Origin of the sequence: Kitasatospora sp. NPDC048407 (assembly GCF_043200475.1) — a bacterium.
Classification (GTDB): Bacteria; Actinomycetota; Actinomycetes; order Streptomycetales; family Streptomycetaceae; genus Kitasatospora.
On sequence record NZ_JBICXW010000019.1, the window covers coordinates 102,401 to 120,148 of the forward strand.

General features: G+C 71.2%; 13 protein-coding genes. 3 read left to right on the forward strand and 10 right to left on the reverse strand.

What is annotated here, in order from left to right; translation table 11 throughout:
* A partial coding sequence (locus tag ACGFWJ_RS28450) for a LysR family transcriptional regulator (protein ID WP_387909778.1) occupies positions 1–935 on the reverse strand: 935 nt, incomplete at its 3' end.
* 64 nt (positions 936–999) lie between these two features.
* Here ACGFWJ_RS28450 and ACGFWJ_RS28455 point away from each other — a divergent pair.
* Both ACGFWJ_RS28455 and ACGFWJ_RS28460 read left to right on the forward strand, forming a co-directional pair.
* Complete coding sequence (locus ACGFWJ_RS28455) at positions 1,000–2,271, forward strand: MFS transporter (RefSeq protein ID WP_392954713.1); 1,272 nt, start codon at positions 1,000–1,002, stop codon at positions 2,269–2,271.
* Positions 2,268–2,822 carry a Uma2 family endonuclease gene (locus tag ACGFWJ_RS28460; RefSeq protein WP_392954715.1) on the forward strand — a complete coding sequence of 185 codons (555 nt, stop codon included), beginning with the start codon at positions 2,268–2,270 and terminating at the stop codon, positions 2,820–2,822. Before ACGFWJ_RS28455 ends, ACGFWJ_RS28460 begins: the two co-directional genes overlap by 4 nt.
* Before the next feature lie 31 nt (positions 2,823–2,853).
* Here the strand turns inward: ACGFWJ_RS28460 and ACGFWJ_RS28465 are convergent, their stop codons facing one another.
* The 8 genes from ACGFWJ_RS28465 to ACGFWJ_RS28500 all read right to left on the reverse strand — a co-directional run bounded on the left by ACGFWJ_RS28465 (position 2,854) and on the right by ACGFWJ_RS28500 (position 13,417).
* Positions 2,854–4,131: a thymidine phosphorylase gene (locus ACGFWJ_RS28465; protein ID WP_392954717.1), complete on the reverse strand. Its 1,278-nt coding sequence runs from the start codon at positions 4,129–4,131 to the stop codon at positions 2,854–2,856.
* 95 nt (positions 4,132–4,226) lie between these two features.
* On the reverse strand, positions 4,227–4,613 hold the full coding sequence (locus ACGFWJ_RS28470) for a cytidine deaminase (RefSeq protein WP_387644735.1): 387 nt from the start codon (positions 4,611–4,613) through the stop codon (positions 4,227–4,229).
* Positions 4,610–5,875 carry an ABC transporter permease gene (locus ACGFWJ_RS28475; RefSeq protein WP_387867195.1) on the reverse strand — a complete coding sequence of 422 codons (1,266 nt, stop codon included), beginning with the start codon at positions 5,873–5,875 and terminating at the stop codon, positions 4,610–4,612. The genes ACGFWJ_RS28470 and ACGFWJ_RS28475 overlap by 4 nt, the downstream gene beginning before the upstream one ends.
* Positions 5,872–7,041, reverse strand: a complete 1,170-nt coding sequence (locus ACGFWJ_RS28480; protein ID WP_387644731.1) for an ABC transporter permease — start codon at positions 7,039–7,041, stop codon at positions 5,872–5,874. Before ACGFWJ_RS28480 ends, ACGFWJ_RS28475 begins: the two co-directional genes overlap by 4 nt.
* Before the next feature lie 4 nt (positions 7,042–7,045).
* Positions 7,046–8,515, reverse strand: coding sequence for an ABC transporter ATP-binding protein (locus ACGFWJ_RS28485; RefSeq protein ID WP_392954761.1), 1,470 nt, complete (start codon positions 8,513–8,515; stop codon positions 7,046–7,048).
* Between the two features lie 364 nt (positions 8,516–8,879).
* Positions 8,880–9,947: a BMP family protein gene (locus tag ACGFWJ_RS28490; RefSeq protein WP_392954720.1), complete on the reverse strand. Its 1,068-nt coding sequence runs from the start codon at positions 9,945–9,947 to the stop codon at positions 8,880–8,882.
* A gap of 269 nt (positions 9,948–10,216) precedes the next feature.
* Positions 10,217–12,073: a glycosyl hydrolase family 28-related protein gene (locus tag ACGFWJ_RS28495; protein ID WP_392954722.1), complete on the reverse strand. Its 1,857-nt coding sequence runs from the start codon at positions 12,071–12,073 to the stop codon at positions 10,217–10,219.
* Positions 12,074–12,166: 93 nt separating this feature from the next.
* The gene (locus tag ACGFWJ_RS28500; RefSeq protein ID WP_392954723.1) at positions 12,167–13,417 is read right to left on the reverse strand and encodes an amidohydrolase; all 1,251 of its coding nucleotides are present in this window, start codon (positions 13,415–13,417) and stop codon (positions 12,167–12,169) included.
* Positions 13,418–13,801: 384 nt separating this feature from the next.
* Between ACGFWJ_RS28500 and ACGFWJ_RS28505 the strand changes: the two genes are divergently transcribed.
* Positions 13,802–15,856 (forward strand): protease pro-enzyme activation domain-containing protein, encoded by a 2,055-nt coding sequence (locus ACGFWJ_RS28505; RefSeq protein ID WP_392954725.1) that lies wholly within the window; start codon positions 13,802–13,804, stop codon positions 15,854–15,856.
* A 170-nt stretch (positions 15,857–16,026) separates the two neighbouring features.
* Here ACGFWJ_RS28505 and ACGFWJ_RS28510 read toward each other — a convergent pair whose 3' ends face one another.
* Positions 16,027–17,616, reverse strand: a complete 1,590-nt coding sequence (locus tag ACGFWJ_RS28510) for a methylmalonyl-CoA mutase (protein WP_387644720.1) — start codon at positions 17,614–17,616, stop codon at positions 16,027–16,029.
* Positions 17,617–17,748: the final 132 nt, after the last annotated feature.

Here is a 17,748-nt window from a genome sequence, read left to right on the forward strand (position 1 = left end):
CCCCGCCGCGACAGCACGAAGTCCCGGAACGCCGCCGCCGGCGGCGTGAGTGGGCGGGTCGCGTGCCAGGCGAGGCCGATGGCTCGGCGGGTGCGGGGGGCGGTGACTTCGAGTTCGACGACGCCGGGGCGGGGGACGAGCGCGGGTGGGAGGAGGGCGACGCCGAGGCCGGCGGCGACCAGGCCGCGGAGGGTTTCGACTTCCTCGCCCTCGAAGGCGATCCGCGGGGTGAAGCCGGCCTCGGCGCAGAAGCCCTCCATGATGTGGCGCAGCCCGTAGCCCTCCTCGACCGTCACCCACGACTCCCCGGCGACCTCGGCGAGCCGGATCCGGCGGCGGACGGCCAGCCGGTGGTCCGCCGGGACGGTCAGGTAGAGCCGCTGCTCGTCCAGCCGGCGCGCTGTCAGGTCGGGCGCGTCGGGGAGCGGGGAGACCAGGCAGAGGTCCAGCTCCCCCGCGCGCAGGCGTTCCAGCATCGCGGCGACGTAGTCCTGCACCAGCTGGAACCGCACCTGCGGGTGCCCGGCCCGGAACCCTCGCAGCAGGGCGGGCACCGCGTCCGTCCCCATGGTGTGCAGGAAGCCGAACGCGACCCGTCCGGCCGCCGGGTCGGCCTCCGCCCGCGCTGCCTCCGCGCCGCGCTGGACCTCGACCAGTGCCCGTTCGACGGCGTCCAGCAGCAGTCGTCCGGCCCGGGTGAGGCGGACGGTGCGGCCCTGCCGGGCGAGCAGGTCGACGCCGAGTTCGGCCTCCAGGCGGGCGACGGCGCGGGAGAGGGTGGGTTGCGGCATGCCGAGGAGTTGGGCGGCCTGGGTGACGTGTTCCAGTCGGGCGACCGCCGCGAATTCCGCCAACTGCGGTGCGAGGCGCGTCACATCGGTGTCCGGGCCGAGCTCGGCGAGGCGGACGGGGGCGGAGCTGCTCTCATGCGTCACAGCATGGATCTTCCCGCATTCATGCATTGGACGCATCAGGCCGCGCGGCCATAACGTCAAAGCCATGCAGCCTGCCAGTACCGAGGCGTTCGCGCCCGCCCCCGAATCCGCCACCGACCTGCGCATGCGCCCCGGCAGCCGGGACTTCCGCCGCGCCAACCTCGCCCTGTTCGCGGCGGGTGTCGCCACTTTCGTCCTGCTGTACTCCACGCAGGGCCTGCTGCCGATCCTCTCCGCCGATCTCGACCTGACGCCCGGCCAGGCCAGTTGGACGGCCTCCGCGTCCACCCTCGGACTCGCACTCGCCCTGCTGCCCGCCAGCGCCCTCTCCGACCGGTACGGGCGCACCGCCGTGATGACGGCCTCCACCCTCGCCGCCGCGCTGCTCGCCCTCGCGCTGCCGTTCGCCCCGGACCTCACCACGCTGGTGGTGCTGCGTGCCGTCCAGGGCGCGGCGCTGGCCGGGCTCCCCGCCACCGCGATGGCCTACCTCGCCGAGGAGGTGCACCCGTCGGCGCTCGCCTCCGCGATGGGCCTGTACGTGGCCGGCAACTCGATCGGCGGGATGGGCGGACGCCTGGCCTCCGGCTGGGTCGCGGCCGCCTGGGGCTGGCGCTGGGGGCTGGCGGTCTCGGCCGTCCTCGCGCTGCTCGCGGTGCTCGCCTTCCGGCTGCTGATCCCCCGCGCCCGGCACTTCCGGCGGACGCCGGTGGACGCCCGGGCACTCGCGACGACCGTCGCCGGGCACCTGCGCAACCCGCTGCTGCTGCGGCTGTACGCGCTCGGAATGCTGTTCATGGCGGTCTTCGGCGCGGTCTACAACACCGTCGGGTACCGGCTCACCTCGGCGCCGTTCCACCTGCCGGAGTCGATCGCCGCGTCGATCTTCGTGGTGTACCTGGTCGGCACGGCGTCCTCCGCCTCCGCGGGCCGTCTCACCGCCCGCTGGGGCCGCCGCGGCACCCTCTACCTGGCGATCTCCACCACCACGGCCGGCCTGCTGCTCTCCCTCGCGAACTCGCTGCCCCTGGCGATCCTCGGCCTGGTCCTGATCACCGCCGGCTTCTTCGCCGGCCACGCCACCGCGTCCTCCTCGGTCGGCCGCACCGCCACCGCCGGCCGTGCCCAGGCCTCCGCGCTCTACCTGATCGCCTACTACCTCGGCAACAGCCTCGGCGGCACGATCGGCGCCGACGCCTACCACTCCACCGGCTGGTCCGGCACCGCCACCGTCGCCCTCACCGCCATGGCCTGCGCGGCCGGCGTCACCCTGTACGCCACCCACCGCGCGACGACCGCCCGACGGGCGGTGGCCGTCGATACACTCCGGGCATGAGCATCGACCCTGCTACGTTCGCCAGGCTCCGCGAGATCGCTGATCTGCTGCCGCAGGTGCCGGGTATAGGGAAGATCGAGATCGCGGACGGCGAGATCGTCATGATGATGTCACCGGTGAGCCGTCACGAGCTGGCGGTGGTCCGGCTGGCTCGCCAGCTCAACGAGCAGCTCCCGCAGACGCACCCGGGGTACCTCGCCCACGGTGGGGCGGACCTGGAGGACCCTGGGCTGGGCCGGCTTCGGAACCCCGACCTGATGGTGTTCCCGGAAGCGGCTCTGGATGCGGAGAAGCCCGCGCTGCTGCCCCACGAGGTGCTGATGGTCGTCGAGATCGTTTCGGCGTCCAACCCCGAGAACGACTACCGCGCCAAGGTCGCCGACTACGCCGCCATGGGCATCCCGCTCTACCTGCTGGTCGACCCCCGCAAGGGCACCGGCATCGTCCACGACGAGCCGGGCTACACCCGCCGCACCGACTTCGTCTTCGGGGACGTCATCACCGTCGGCCCCTGGACCCTCGACACCGGCGTCCTGCGCACGTACACCTGACGGAGCGTGCACAGGACGCCGTGGCAATCCGTCAGGCGATCCGGTCGAGGACGATCGGGGCCGGGGTGAAGAGGGTGCCGGTGGGGGCGACGGTGATGGCGTCGGCAAGGGCCTCGATCGCGTAGGGGAAGCGTTCGGGGGTGTCGGTGTGCAGGGTGAGGAGGGGCTGGCCGGCGGTGACGGTGTCGCCGGGCTTGGCGTGGAGTTCGACGCCGGCGCCGGCCTGGACCGGGTCCTCCTTGCGGGCGCGGCCGGCGCCGAGGCGCCAGGCGGCGACGCCGACGGCGTAGGCGTCGAGGGTGGTGAGGACGCCGGTGGCGGGGGCGGGGAGGACGTGGGTCTCGCGGGCGACGGGGAGGGGGGCGTCGACGTCGCCGCCCTGGGCGGTGATCATGCGGCGCCAGTGGTCCATCGCGGAGCCGTCGCGGAGGGCGTCGGCGGGGTCCTTGCCCTGGACGCCCGCGGCGGCGAGCATTTCGCGGGCGAGGGCGAGGGTGAGTTCGACGACGTCGGCGGGGCCGCCGCCGGCCAGGACCTCCAGCGACTCGCGGACTTCGAGCGCGTTGCCGGCGGTGAGGCCGAGCGGGGTGGACATGTCGGTGAGCAGGGCGACGGTGGCGACGCCGGCCGAGCGGCCGAGTCCGACCATGGTGCGGGCGAGTTCGCGGGCGTCGTCGAGGTTCTTCATGAACGCGCCGGAGCCGACCTTGACGTCCAGGACGAGTGCGCCGGTGCCCTCGGCGATCTTCTTGGACATGATCGAGGAGGCGATCAGCGGGATGGCCTCGACGGTGCCGGTGACGTCGCGCAGGGCGTAGAGCTTCTTGTCGGCGGGGGCGAGGCCGTCGCCGGCGGCGCAGATCACGGCGCCGCAGTCGCGCAGGACGGCGAGCATTTCCTCGTTGGAGAGCAGGGCGCGCCAGCCGGGGATGGATTCGAGCTTGTCGAGGGTGCCGCCGGTGTGGCCGAGGCCGCGGCCGGAGAGCTGCGGGACGGCGGCGCCGCAGGCGGCGACCAGCGGGGCGAGCGGGAGGGTGATCTTGTCGCCGACGCCGCCGGTGGAGTGCTTGTCGGCGGTGGGGACGGCGAGCGAGGAGAAGTCCATGCGTTCGCCGGAGCGGATCATGGCGTCGGTCCAGCGGCTGATCTCACGGCCCGTCATGCCGTTGAGCAGGATCGCCATGGCGAGGGCGGACATCTGCTCGTCGGCGACCTCGCCGCGGGTGTAGGCGTCGATCACCCAGTCGATCTGGGGGTCGGTCAGTTCGCCCCGGTCGCGCTTGGCCCGGATGACGGAGATGGCGTCCATGCAGGTGCTCCAGAGAGGTGTGAAATGCGAAGAGTGCCGCGGGATGTCCTCCCGCGACACTCTACGCGCGTAACAATGTGATCAGCCAGCAGAAACTACAGCTTGTCCGGCCCGAACGCGTCCGGCAGGACCTCGCTCATCGGCCGGACCCCGGAGGGCAGTTCGACCAGCAGGTCCGGTCCGCCGTGTTCGTACAGCAGCTGGCGGCAGCGCCCGCACGGCATCAGCAGCTCGCCGGCGCCGTCCACGCAGGTGAAGGCGGTCAGCCGGCCGCCGCCACTGGCGTGCAGCGCGGAGACCAGGCCGCACTCGGCGCACAGGCTGAGGCCGTAGGAGGCGTTCTCCACGTTGCAGCCGGTGACCGTGCGGCCGTCGTCGACCAGCGCCGCCGCTCCGACCGGGTACTTGCTGTAGGGGGCGTACGCGTTGCGCATCGCCTCGCGGGCGGCGGCGCGCAGCGCCTCCCAGTCGACGGTGGTCACTTGGCCTGTCCCTTGCGGTAGATCTGGCCGTCGGCCTTGGGCATCCGCAGCCGCTGGGAGGCCAACGCGAGCACCACCAGGGTAATCACGTACGGGGTGGCGACGATCAGCGGACGCTGGACGGCGTCGGTGGTGACGTACCAGAGGGCGACGCCGCCGGCCACCACGATGGTGATCGCGCCGGCCAGGAACTTGCGGCGGTAGAAGTGCCACAGCGCGAGCGCCGCCATCGCGATGGCGACCACCAGCAGCAGCACGTGCACCGAGTCGGCGTCGCGCAGCTGGAGGCTGTCGGTGAAGCCGAACAGGCCCGCGCCGGCGGCCAGGCCGCCCGGCATCCAGTTGCCGAAGATCATCGCGGCCAGGCCGATGAAGCCGCGGCCCTGGGTCTGGCCGTCCCGGTAGAAGTGCGCGGCGACCAGCGAGAGGTACGCGCCGCCGAGGCCCGCGAAGGCGCCGGAGGCGATCACCGCGAGGTACTTGTACTTGTAGACGTTGACGCCCAGCGACTCGGCGGCGGTCGGGTTCTCGCCGCAGGAGCGCAGCCGCAGACCGAACACCGAGCGCCAGAGCACGAAGTAGCTGACGATCAGGAACGCGGCGGCGATCAGGGTGACCACCGACAGGTGGGTGGTCAGGCCGCGGAGGATGCCGGCCACGTCGGAGACCAGGAACCAGTGGTGCTGCTCGATGCCGTCCAGCCAGTTCGACAGGCCGGGGACGGTGATGGTGGGCAGCGACTCCGAGGGCGGCGACTGGCTCGCACCGGCGCCCTGGGCCTTGTAGTCCTGGTAGTAGATCCGGTTGACGTACGCGCAGATGCCGGGGATCAGCAGGTTGACGCCGACGCCGGACACGATGTGGTCGACGCCGAAGGTGACGGTGACCAGCGCGTGCAGCAGACCGCCGAGCGCGCCGCCCGCCATGCCGGCCAGCAGGCCGACCCACGGGTTGACCAGGAAGCCGCCCCAGGCGCCGCAGAACGTGCCGGCCACCATCATGCCTTCGAGGCCGATGTTGACCACGCCCGCGCGCTCGGACCACAGGCCGCCGAGGCCGGCCATGGCGATCGGCACGGCGGAGGACAGCGCGGCGCCGATCTGGCCCGAGGAGGTCAGCCCGTGGTTGCCGGTGATCGCACCGACCGCCGCGAACAGCAGCAGGGCGGCCGCGATCAGCAGCAGCACCACCGGCCAGGTCAGCTTGGACTTCTTCTTCACGGGCGCGACGGGCGCCTTCGGCTTGGCGACAGCGGTGCTCATGCCGCCACCTCCTTCTGGGCGGCCGCGGCGACGGCCTGCGCGGCGAGCTCGGCGCCGACCTTGTGCTGCTGGCGCTTCAGACCGAAGCGGCGCACCAGTTCGTAGGCCACGACGACGCAGATGACGATGGTGCCCTGGATCACCGGGATGATCTCGGACGGGTAGTCGCCCCGGGTGGGCAGCTGGGCGCCGGAGGCGTCCAGGAAGGCGAACAGCAGCGCGGAGAACGCGATGCCGATCGGGGTGTTGCGGCCGAGCAGGGCCACCGAGATGCCGATGAAGCCCAGGCCGACCTGCACGTTCTGGCCGAAGTAGTAGGTGTTCTGCATCAGTTCGGGCAGGCCGACCAGGCCGGCCAGCGCGCCGGAGACCACGATCGAGGTGATCACCATGCGCTTGACGTTGACGCCGGACGCCTTGGCGGCGGTCTCCGAGCGGCCGGTGGCGCGCAGGTCGAAGCCGAACCGGGTGCGGTTCAGGGTGAAGTGGAAGACCACGCCGACCAGCACCGCGATCACGATGAAGCCCCACAGGGTGCCGCCCTGGGTCTCGATCGCGAAGAAGTGGCTGGACTCGGAGATCTTCGCGGTCTGGATCGAGTTGGTGACGCCGCTGGTCTTCGGGGCCAGGATGCCCGGCACCAGCATGACGCCGATCACGGCGGTGGCGATGGCGTTCAGCATGATGGTCGAGATGACCTCGCTGACGCCCCGGTAGACCTTCAGCAGACCGGCGATCGACGCCCACAGGCCACCGACGAACATCGCGACGATCAGCATCAGCGGGATCTGCAGGAAGGCCGGCAGGTTCATCTGGGAGCCGACGAACGCGGCCATCATCATGGCCAGCTTGTACTGGCCCTCGATGCCGATGTTGAAGAGGTTCATCCGGAACCCGAACGCGGCGGCGGCCGCGGCCAGGTAGTACACGGTCGCCTTGTTCAGGACGGCGACCTGGCCGTCCGACGCGGTGCCGTAGTCCCACATGATCTTGAAGGCGCTGAACGGGTCGCGGCCGGAGACCGCCAGCAGCGAGCCGGCGATGATCACCGACAGCAGCACGGCCAGCACGGGGGCGGCCAGGCCGAGGCCGATCCGTTCCAGGTCGAACCGCTGCGGACGCGGCCGGTCGGCCGTTCCCGCAGCCGGGGGGTTGGGACTGGTCATGTGGCTACTCCCCCGCCTGCACGTGCTCGGCGGTGTCGGTGGGCGGAACCCGGTCGGAGACTATGTGGCCGGTCGCGGCACCGGTCATCGCGGTGCCCAGGTCCTCGGCGGTGACGGTGGCCGGGTCGGCGTCGGCGACCAGCGCGCCGCGGTAGATCACCCGGATGGTGTCGGACAGGCCGATCAGCTCGTCCAGGTCGGCGGAGATCAGCAGCACCGCCAGGCCCTCGCGCTGGGCGGAGCGGATCTGGTCCCAGATCTGCGCCTGCGCGCCCACGTCCACGCCGCGGGTCGGGTGGGCGGCGATCAGCAGCTTCGGGTGGTGGCTCATCTCGCGGCCGATGATCAGCTTCTGCTGGTTGCCGCCGGACAGCGACGCCGCGGTGACCTCGATGCCGGGGGTGCGGACGTCGTACTGCTCGACGATCCGCTGGGTGTCGGCGCGGGCGCCGGACGGGTCGAGCAGCACGCCCTTGGAGTTGGGCCGCTCGGTGACGTGGCCGAGGATCCGGTTCTCCCAGAGCGGGGCCTCCAGCAGCAGGCCGTGCCGGTGCCGGTCCTCCGGGATGTAGCCGATGCCGGCCTCCCGGCGGGCCCGGGTCCGGGAGCCGCTCAGGTCGGTGCCGTCCAGCGTGACGGTGCCGGCGTCCAGCGGCAGCATGCCCATGATCGCCTCGACCAGTTCGGCCTGGCCGTTGCCCTCGACGCCGGCGATGCCGAGGATCTCGCCCTTGCGGATGCGCAGCGAGATGTCGTCCAGCACCACCCGCTCGACGCCCTCGGCGTCCGGCTTGGCGATCCGCAGGCCCTCGACCCGGAGCATCTCCACGTCGGTGACGGTGGACTCACGGCTCTCCGGGGACGGCAGTTCGGCGCCGACCATCAGCTCGGCGAGCTCGCGGGCCGTCACGACCTTCGGGTCGGCGTCGCCGACCGTGGTGCCGCGGCGGATCACGCTGATCGCGTCGGCGACCGACAGCACCTCGTGCAGCTTGTGCGAGATGAAGATGACGGTGACGCCCTCGGACTTGAGGTCGCGCAGGTTGTCGAACAGCGCGTCGACCTCCTGCGGGACCAGCACCGCGGTCGGCTCGTCCAGGATCAGGATCCGGGCGCCGCGGTACAGCACCTTGAGGATCTCCACCCGCTGGCGGTCGGCGACGCCGAGGTCCTCGACCAGCACGTCCGGCTTCACGCCCAGGCCGTACTGGTCGGAGATCTCGCGGATCTTCGCCTTCGCCTTGGCGCCGATGCCGTACAGCTTCTCGCTGCCCAGGACGATGTTCTCCCAGACGGTGAGGTTGTCGGCCAGCATGAAGTGCTGGTGCACCATGCCGATGCCGCGGGCGATCGCGTCACCGGGGGTGGCGAAGGCCACCTGCTCGCCGTTGATGGCGATGGTGCCCTCGTCCGGCTTCTGCATCCCGTAGAGGATCTTCATCAGGGTGGACTTGCCGGCGCCGTTCTCGCCCATCAGGGCGTGCACGGTGCCGCGCTGCACGGTGATGTCGATGTCGTGGTTGGCCACCACACCGGGGAAGCGCTTGGTGATGCCACGCAGTTCGACGGCCGGTGTCGCCGTCCCCGCGCTGGGGGTGCCGCCGGGAGGGGCGGAGTCGGAGGGAGTGATGGCGATCTCCTGCTGGTCGTCGGGCGCTTCGTCGCGCTGGAGGCTCAGGGGGGCCGGGGTGGGGCAGCCGCTGGACGGACACCGGAGCGGCGGTGGAGGCACAGGCAGGGGCCCGGGGGATGCGCGTGACGCACCCCTTCCGAGCCCCTCCTTGTGATGCGTCAGACCACTGCGCCGCCCGGCGGGCGGGCGGCGCCGTGGCAGGGGATCAGCCCTGCGGAGCGGTCGGAACCTTGGTGGCGCCGCTGACGATCTGCGCGGTGGCGGCGTCGAGCTTGGCCTTGATGTCGTCGATGAAGCCACCGGTGGTGGCCAGCGACACGCCGCCGTCCTTCAGGTCGAAGTTCTTCTTGCCGGACTGGGCGCTGCCGTCCTTGGCCGACTTGATGAAGGTGAACACGCCGGTGTTCACGTTCTTCACCATCGAGGTGAGGATGTGGTCCTTGTACTTCGACAGGGCCGGCTGGCTGGCCTGGTCCGAGTCGACGCCGATGGCCCACTTGCTGCCCGAGGCGCTGTAGACGGCCTCGATGGCGCCGCTGCCGGAGGAGCCGGCGGCGGAGTAGATGACGTCCGCGCCCTTGTCCATCTGGCCCTGCGCGGCCTGCTTGCCCTTGCCCGGGTCGGCGAAGCCGGTGTTGTCCGGCGGGGTGCTCAGGTAGGTGACCTCGATCGCGATGTTCGGGTCGACGGACTTGGCGCCCGCCACGTAGCCGGCCTCGAACTTCTTGATCAGCTCGGACTGCACACCGCCGATGAAGCCGACGTGCTTGGTCTTCGACTTGAGGGCCGCGGCCACGCCCGCCAGGTAGGAGCCCTGCTCCTCCGAGAAGGTCAGCGAGGTGACGTTGCTCGGCTGCTCGGGCGAGAAGGAGTCGACGATCGCGAACTTGACGTTCGGGTTCTCCTTGGCGACCTTGTTGACCGCGTCCTGGTAGACGAAGCCGACCGCGATGACCGGGTTGAAGCCACCGGTCACCAGGGACTTGAGGCGCTGCTCCTTGTCACCCTCGGACTCACCGGACTTGGCCTCGGCCTCGTTGATGGTGGCGCCCAGCTCGGACTTGGCCTGGTCCAGACCACGCGCGGCGGAGTCGTTGAAGGACTGGTCGCCGCGGCCGCCGATGTCGTAGGCCATGCCGACCTTGAGACCCGAGCCGCCGGCACCGGCGTTGGCGTTGGTGGTGTCGGTGCTCTTTGCGCCGCAGGCGGCGAGCGAGGCGATGCCCAGGGAACCCGAGAGCACTGCCGCGGCGAGCTTGAGTGAACGGCGCAAGGGAGTTTCTCCTTCTCACACACCCGAATGGCGTGGTCGAGCGCCACCGTAACGCGCGTAGAACACAGTTGTGTTACGGCCTGCACGGGCCTCGCGGTTGTTATCAAAATGTGGTCGTACGCCCGGGCAAATCCGGACATAGCCGCACACTTGTTCAACTCCCGTTCCGCTACTGGCTGGTAGCGCGCCACCACGGTACGCCTCCGGCCCATACCCGCGAAGAGGCCGCGTCGCACTCGGCGACGCGGCCTCGTGGTACCGGACCGGAATCAGCTCAGCCCGACCCAGAACATCTGCACCGTGCCGTCGGCGTTCCTGTTCTGCGCCGGATCGAAGGTGGACGGCAGCGCGGTGGCGCTGTCCTTCAGCGCGGCGACCCGGTAGGTGGCCGGGGTGAGCCCGGCGTTCAGGAAGGCGCCCGGGTTCGGGAACGTCGACCCGCGCGCGAAGCTCGGCGGGGTGGTGGCGTTGGCCAGCAGCGCCACCCAGTGGAAGCCGGGACCCAGGGTGACCGGCTTGGACAGCGGCATCCGGCACAGCGTGTTCACCCCGCCCGACCAGGCCGTCGCCTGCTCCGCGGTGCCGGCCAGCAGCTTGCCGGTGCGGTCGTACACGCCGGCCACGTTGCCGGTGGTGAACCCGCCGCCGGTCCCCGCCAGCAGCACGGAGACCGCCGAGACGGTGACCGGCTGATGCGTCTCCACCCGCACCAGGTAGACGTTGCCCGAGGCCAGCCGGGCGCTCTGGTCGGACGCCGTGGCCGGGTCGAAGGACCAGGTCCCGAAGCCCGAGTCGGCGGGCTGTGGGGCGTTGCCGGTCGGGGTGATCGCGGGCGACGGCACGTTGTAGGACACGCCCGCGGTGGTGGTCACGTTGTGCATGGTGGTGCCGTTGTCCAGCACGGCGCCCGCGTCGTCGCGCACGCTCGCCTTGGTGCCGGTGAGCATGCAGCCGGTGAGCAGCACCCGCAGCGCGTGGTCGACGTACACGCCGTAGTCGGGGGCCAGCAGCCCGCCGGGCTTGTCGTCGCCGGAGACGTGGGTGGCGCAGCCGGTCAGGGTGACCGGGACGGCGGGGTCACCGGCGGAGGCGGTGATCCGGAAGCCCGCGTAGCCGCCCGGCGTGACGTTGTTGTTCCGTCCGTCGCGGCTGGCCTGGCAGCCCGTCAGAGTGATGGAGTGCGGCGACGGGGCGGAGGCGGGGGTGGTCTGCGGGCTCTCCAGCAGCCAGCCGTTGTAGGCGTTGCGGTCGGTCTGGCACTCGGTGAAGCCGGTGGTCCCGCACTTGCCGGTCAGGTGGAAGCCGTTGCCGCTGTTCCAGGTCGCCCGGACGCCGACGAAGCCGAGGGCACCCGTGCCCGCGAAGTACCAGCCGTCGCCGCCGTTGGCGCCGGCCTCACAGGAGTCGATCACCCCGTCGCCGAAGGCGAACGCCGCGTCCTTGGAGTTGTCGGAGCGCCAGCCGCCGAGCTTGTTGGCCTCCATGCTCAGGTGGGAGACCTCCCAGCCGCCGGGGAAGCCATCCGTACCGGAGTCGGTGAACACGCCGTAGCCGCTGAAGTTGAAGATCCCGACGTTGTTCAGCCGGACGGCCTTGATCTGGCCCGTCGCGGTCAGGCCGTGCACGGGGCCGCCGCCGGTCGAGTTGTCGGTGGCGCGGCCGGAGGCGAGCACGAGGTCGCGCAACCGGGCGCCGGTACCGGCCAGTTGGATCAGCGCGCCGCCGGTGAATTCGCCCCACTTGGGCTTGATGTACACCGGCGGCACCGGGCCGCCGTCGGCGTTCTTCGGGAAGTAGCTGAACCAGCGGCTGCCGACCGTACCGGCCAGCGTGACGTGGGCGGGCACCACCAGGGGCTTCCTGACCAGGTACTGCCCGGCCGGGAAGTACACCACGCCGCCGGGCGGGCAGGCCGCGATGGCGTCGGTGATGGGCTGCCAGTCGTCGTTGCTGTTGTCGCCGAGAGCCCCGTACCGCCTGACGTTGTACCAGTCGAGCAGCGGCTCGTCCGGCTTCGGGACGGTCGGGCCGGCGGCGCCCGCCGACGGTGCGGCGGCCAGTCCGGCGGTGACGGTGGCTCCGGCGGCTCCGGCGGCGAACAGGAGTCTGCGGCGCGTGCTGTCCATGATCGGGTCCCCTCCCCTAAGTGATCGTTGCGCGGACGATTCGACCACGGAACGACTTGACTCGGGAAGGGGCACCCGGCGCTGGACACGGTGTCAGATCCGGGCGTACTCCAGCGCGAGCGAGGCGAACAGTTCGACGCCGACGGCGATCGCCCGCTCGTCCGCGTCGAAGTCGCCCTGGTGCAGATCGCGGGCGCCCTTCTCGTCCGGGCCGCGCACCCCGAGGCGGGCCAGTGCGCCCGGGGCGTGCTCCAGGTACCAGGAGAAGTCCTCGCCGCCCAGGCTCTGTTCGGTCGGCTCCACCACCGGGCCGCGGCCCTCGGCGAACCGGGCGTTCATCGCGCGCTCCAACTGGTCGATCGAATCGGCCTCGTTGACCACCGGCGGGACGCCCCGGTGGTAGTCCAGCGTCCACTTGGCGCGGTGCGTCTCGGCCAGGTGCGCGACCAGGTCCTCCAGCACCTCCGGAGCCTGCCGCCAGCCCGCCAGCTCCAGGCAGCGGACGGTGCCCTCCAGCTCGGCGTGCTGCGGGATCACGTTCGGCGCCGAGCCGGCCGCGATCCGCCCCCACACCAGCGAGACGCCCCAGCGCGGGTCCATCCGGCGGGCCAGCGCGGACGGCGTCTCGGCGGCCAGCTTGGCGACCGCGGTGACCAGGTCGGTGGTCAGGTGCGGACGGGCGGTGTGCCCGCCGGGGCCGTCCACGCTGATCACCACCTTGTCGCAGGCCGAGGTGATCGCCCCGGTCTTCAGGGCGATCCGGCCGACCTGCACCTTGGGGTCGCAGTGCACCGCGAAAATCCGCCCGACCCCTTCCATCCCGCCGGCCGCGATCACGTCCAGCGCGCCGCCCGGCATCATCTCCTCGGCCGGCTGGAAGATCAGCCGCACCGGACGGGTCAGCTCCCCCGCGGCCAGCGCCTCGGCCAGCACCAGCGCGGTGCCGAGCACCACCGCGGTGTGCACGTCGTGCCCGCAGGCGTGCGCCCGGCCGGCCACCGTGGAGCGGTACGGGACGTCCTTCTTGGCGTCGTCGATCGGCAGCGCGTCGATGTCGGCGCGGAACGCCAGCAGCGGGGTGCCGGGCGCGGTGCCCGACGGGACCAGGTCCACCAGCAGACCGGTGCCGCCCGGGAGCACCCGCGGCTCCAGCCCGGCGGCGATCAGGCGCTCGCGCAGCAGCTTGGTGGTGCGGAACTCCTGGCGGCCGAGCTCCGGGTGCCGGTGGAGATCACGGCGGAGGTCGATCAACTCGGCCTGGTGGGCCGCTACTCGGGCCCGGAGGTCGGCGAGCGGGCGGACGGCGGTGACGGTGGCAGCGGCTGCTGGCTGAGGATCGTTCACCTTGACAAGAGTAGGCCGGTGGCGGGCTTTTGGCCCGACTTCCACCAAAGATCTCACCGTTTGGATGCATACCGCCCCCCATGATGGGTATGACTCTTCGATTCGGCCCGCTCCTGTGTTCGGCTCCTCCGCCGCCTGCCATGTGCAACGACCTGCACCGGCGGCCACTCCCGCACCTCGGAGCCAACCCTTCCCCCCGATCGGGTCATGGCGCGGTAAAGCTTTCGGACCCGCTCTTGAGCAGGGCACATCAGTCCGAATAGACAGCTTTCGCACAGTCAACTCCGGTGCCGCAGTGGGGTGGGACAGTCCGCCTGCGGCGCGCCTCGTCACGCCCTCACAAGGGCAGTTGACGCTCCATCGAACCGAGAAGGGGGGACCGACGTGCCCATCACGCGCAATCGGCTCGCCAAGAGCATCGCTCCGGCCACCGTCGCGGCCGCACTGATCATCACCACCCTCGGCGCGGCCGTCCCGGCCACCGCCGCCACCCCCGTGGGCGACACCGCCCGCACCCTGCCGGGCACCCACCCGGAGTGGGCCACCCCGCAGGCCGACGCGGGCGCGGCCGACGCCGCCGCCCCGGCGACCGCCCGCATCTACCTGGCCGGACGCGACGCCAGTGGCCTCGCCGCCCTCGCCCAGGCCGTCTCCGACCCCCACTCGCCCGACTACGGCAAGTACCTGACGTCCGCCCAGGCCCAGGCAAAGTTCGGCGCCACCCCGGAGCAGGTCAAGGCCGTCACCGACTGGGTGTCCGCCGCGGGCCTCACCGTCTCCGCCAGCACCGCCCACTACGTGCAGGTCGCCGGCTCCACCGCCGCGCTGTCCAAGGCGTTCGGCACCGGTTTCCACAACTACCGCACCGCGGACGGCACCCACCGGGCCCCGACCGCCGACGCCAAGGTGCCGGCCTCCGTCTCCGACGCCGTCCTCGCGGTCTCCGGCCTGGCCGACGCGATCCACAAGAACAGCTCCTCCGCCACCTCGGTCCGCGAGGCCGAGCAGCGTCTGAACGCCTCCGCCAAGCAGGCCGGCCCGGACAAGAAGGACCCGGCAACCCTGCCGACCGTCCCGACCTGCTCCGAGGACGGCTACGGCTCGAAGACCGCCAAGGGCGCCCCCGAGGGCTACGAGAAGAACGAGCCGTTCGCCCCCTGCTCGTACATACCGTCCCAGCTCCGCAAGGCCTACAGCGTCACCGACGCCAAGGTCACCGGCAAGGGCGCCCGCGTCGCCGTCATCGACGCCTACGGCCTGTCCACCATGGAGCAGGACGCCAACCACTTCTCCACCCTGCACGGCGACCAGCCGTTCAAGCCGGGCCAGTACACCGAGTACGTCACGCCCGCGCAGTGGACCCACCAGGCCGAGTGCGGCGGCCCCGACGGCTGGGCCGGCGAGGAAGCCCTCGACGTCGAGATGGTGCACGGCCTCGCGCCGGACGCCAACGTCGTCTACGTCGGCGGCAACTCCTGCTTCGACGAGGACCTCTACGACGCCATGGCCAAGGTCGTGGACGGGCACCTCGCCGACGTCGTCTCCAACTCGTGGGGCGAGATCATGCACGGCAAGTCCGGCGACATCGACCCCGCCGTGGTCGCCGCCGACAACCAGATCTTCCAGCTCGGCGCCCTCACCGGCATCGGCTTCACCTTCTCCTCCGGCGACTGCGGCGACGACTCCCCGGGTGCCGCCGCCACCGGCGTCAACTGCGAAGCCGACACCAACCAGGCCCAGGCCCAGTGGCCGTCCTCCTCCCCGTGGGTCACCTCGGTCGGCGGCACCGCCCTCGAACTGGCCGACAAGGAAGGCAAGTACGGCCACGAGGTCTCCATGGGCGACCAGCGCTCGGTGCTCTCCGCCGACCAGAAGTCCTGGAGCCCGATGCCGGGCAAGTTCTACTTCGGCGGCGGCGGCGGTGTCTCCAAGGACTTCGCCCAGCCGTGGTACCAGCAGGGCGTCGTCCCGGACAGCATCAGCAAGACCGCGGCCGACGGCACCCAGTCCAAGACCCCGCTGCGCGCCACCCCCGACATCGCCATGAGCGGTGACCTGGTCGCCGCCACCCTGGTCGGCTTCACCTCCGGCGGCGCCTACAGCGAGGGCGGCTTCGGCGGCACCTCGGTCTCCGCCCCCGAGACCGCCGCCATGTTCGCCAACGCCTTCGAGACCCGCGGCGGCCGCGCCCTCGGCTTTGCCAACCCGGCCCTCTACGACCGCGCCGACACCAACGCCTTCCACGACGTGAACGACAACGCCGTCAACACCAAGCGCGGCAACGTCGTCGACCTCGGCGTCATCAACAACACCCTCCGCGTCCGCCTCTACAAGATCGGCGCCGACTACGGCCTCTCGGCCTCCAGCGGCTACGACACGGCCACCGGCCTGGGCTCCCCGGGCAGGGGCTTCTTCAAGTCCTTCGCCATCAAGAAGTAATCACCGCAAAGCAGTTGAGGGGCGCTGGGGGTCTCCCCCAGCGCCCCTCTTCGCTTTCCCGTCTCCCCCCGGCGCCCGCGTCCCGTCAGGGGCGCGGGCGCTGCGCGGGGCGGAAGGTTCACGCCGGCAAGATCGCGCCACGAACAGCGACCTGCACCTGGGCGCGACCCTCAGAAACGGTCCACCGGCGTATACGTCCCCCACACCCCGCGCAGCGCGTCACAGACCTCGCCGACGGTGGCGCGGGCCGCGAGGGCCTCCTTCATCGGGTACAGCACGTTGTCCGTCCCCTCCGCCGCCTTGCGCAGCGACGTGAGCGACCGGTCCACCGCCGACGAGTCCCGCTCGGAACGCAGTCGCGCGAGCCGCTGCGCCTGCTGCGCCTCGATCGCCGGGTCGACCCGCAGCGGCTCGTAGGGCTCCTCCTCGGCGAGCTGGAAGCGGTTGACGCCGACCACGGTCCGCGCGCCGGAGTCCTGCTCCTGCTGAATGCGGTACGCGGTGCGTTCGATCTCGCCCTTCTGGTACCCCTGCTCGATCGCCGCGACCGCGCCGCCCATGTCCTCGACCTTGGCCATCAACTCCAGCGCCGCGGCCTCCAGTTCGTCCGTCATCGCCTCGACCACGTAGGAGCCCGCGAACGGGTCGACGGTCGCGGTGACGTCGGTCTCGAAGGCCAGCACCTGCTGGGTGCGCAGCGCGAGCCGCGCGGACTTCTCCGTCGGCAGCGCGATCGCCTCGTCGAAGGAGTTGGTGTGCAGCGACTGCGTCCCGCCGAACACGGCTGCGAGCGCCTGCACGGAGACCCGGACCAGGTTGACCTCGGGCTGCTGGGCCGTGAGTTGGACGCCCGCGGTCTGGGTGTGGAAGCGCAGCATCTGCGACTTGGGGTTCTTCGCGCCGAACTCCTCCTTCATGACGCGGGCCCAGATCCGGCGCGCGGCACGGAACTTGGCGACTTCCTCCAGCAGGGTGGTGCGGGAGACGAAGAAGAAGGAGAGCCGGGGGGCGAAGTCGTCGACGTCCATGCCGGCGGCGACGGCGGTGCGCACGTACTCGATGCCGTTGGCGAGGGTGAAGGCGATCTCCTGCGCGGGGTTCGCCCCGGCCTCGGCCATGTGGTAGCCGGAGATGGAGATGGTGTTCCACTTGGGGATCTCGGCCCGGCAGTACTGGAACACGTCGGCGATCAGCCGCAGCGAGGGCTTGGGCGGGAAGATGTAGGTGCCGCGGGCGATGTACTCCTTGAGCACGTCGTTCTGAATGGTGCCGGTGAGCTTGTTGCTGGGCACGCCCTGGGCCTCGCCGACCAACTGGTAGAGCAGCAGCAGCAGCGAGCCGGGCGCGTTGATGGTCATCGAGGTGGAGACCTCGCCGAGCGGGATGCCGCCGAACAGGACGCTCATGTCCTCGACGCTGTCGATGGCGACACCGACCTTGCCGACCTCGCCGGAGGAGATCGCGGCGTCGGAGTCGTACCCCATCTGGGTGGGCAGGTCGAAGGCGACGGACAGGCCCATGGTGCCGTTGGCGATGAGCTGCTTGTAGCGGGCGTTGGACTCGGCGGCGGTGCCGAAGCCGGCGTACTGGCGCATCGTCCACGGCTTGCCGGTGTACATGGTCGGGTACACGCCGCGGGTGAACGGGTACTGGCCGGGGGTGCCGAGCCGGCTCGCGGCGTCGAAGCCGGCCAGGGTCTCGGGGCCGTACACCGGCTCGATCGGCAGGCCCGACTCGGTGCGGCGGGGCTCGGCTGCCATGGGTGTCCTCCGCGGAAGATGGTGGGGGGTTAGCGCCGATCAACGTCTCGGCTGGATACGCAATGTAGCCGTGCCCCTCACGGGCAGACAGATGCCACGGCTGGGAGCTTGCTCACAACACCCCCGGGGCGA

Excerpts from the sequence above, each read along its gene's own strand:
- ACGFWJ_RS28455 (WP_392954713.1), top strand. The coding sequence starts at position 1,000 with ATGCAGCCTGCCAGTACCGAGGCGTTCGCGCCCGCCCCCGAATCCGCC.
- ACGFWJ_RS28460 (WP_392954715.1), top strand. The coding sequence starts at position 2,268 with ATGAGCATCGACCCTGCTACGTTCGCCAGGCTCCGCGAGATCGCTGAT.
- ACGFWJ_RS28465 (WP_392954717.1), bottom strand. The coding sequence starts at position 4,131 with ATGGACGCCATCTCCGTCATCCGGGCCAAGCGCGACCGGGGCGAACTG.
- ACGFWJ_RS28475 (WP_387867195.1), bottom strand. The coding sequence starts at position 5,875 with ATGAGCACCGCTGTCGCCAAGCCGAAGGCGCCCGTCGCGCCCGTGAAG.
- ACGFWJ_RS28480 (WP_387644731.1), bottom strand. The coding sequence starts at position 7,041 with ATGACCAGTCCCAACCCCCCGGCTGCGGGAACGGCCGACCGGCCGCGT.
- ACGFWJ_RS28485 (WP_392954761.1), bottom strand. The coding sequence starts at position 8,515 with ATGGGCGAGAACGGCGCCGGCAAGTCCACCCTGATGAAGATCCTCTAC.
- ACGFWJ_RS28495 (WP_392954722.1), bottom strand. The coding sequence starts at position 12,073 with ATGGACAGCACGCGCCGCAGACTCCTGTTCGCCGCCGGAGCCGCCGGA.
- ACGFWJ_RS28510 (WP_387644720.1), bottom strand. The coding sequence starts at position 17,616 with ATGGCAGCCGAGCCCCGCCGCACCGAGTCGGGCCTGCCGATCGAGCCG.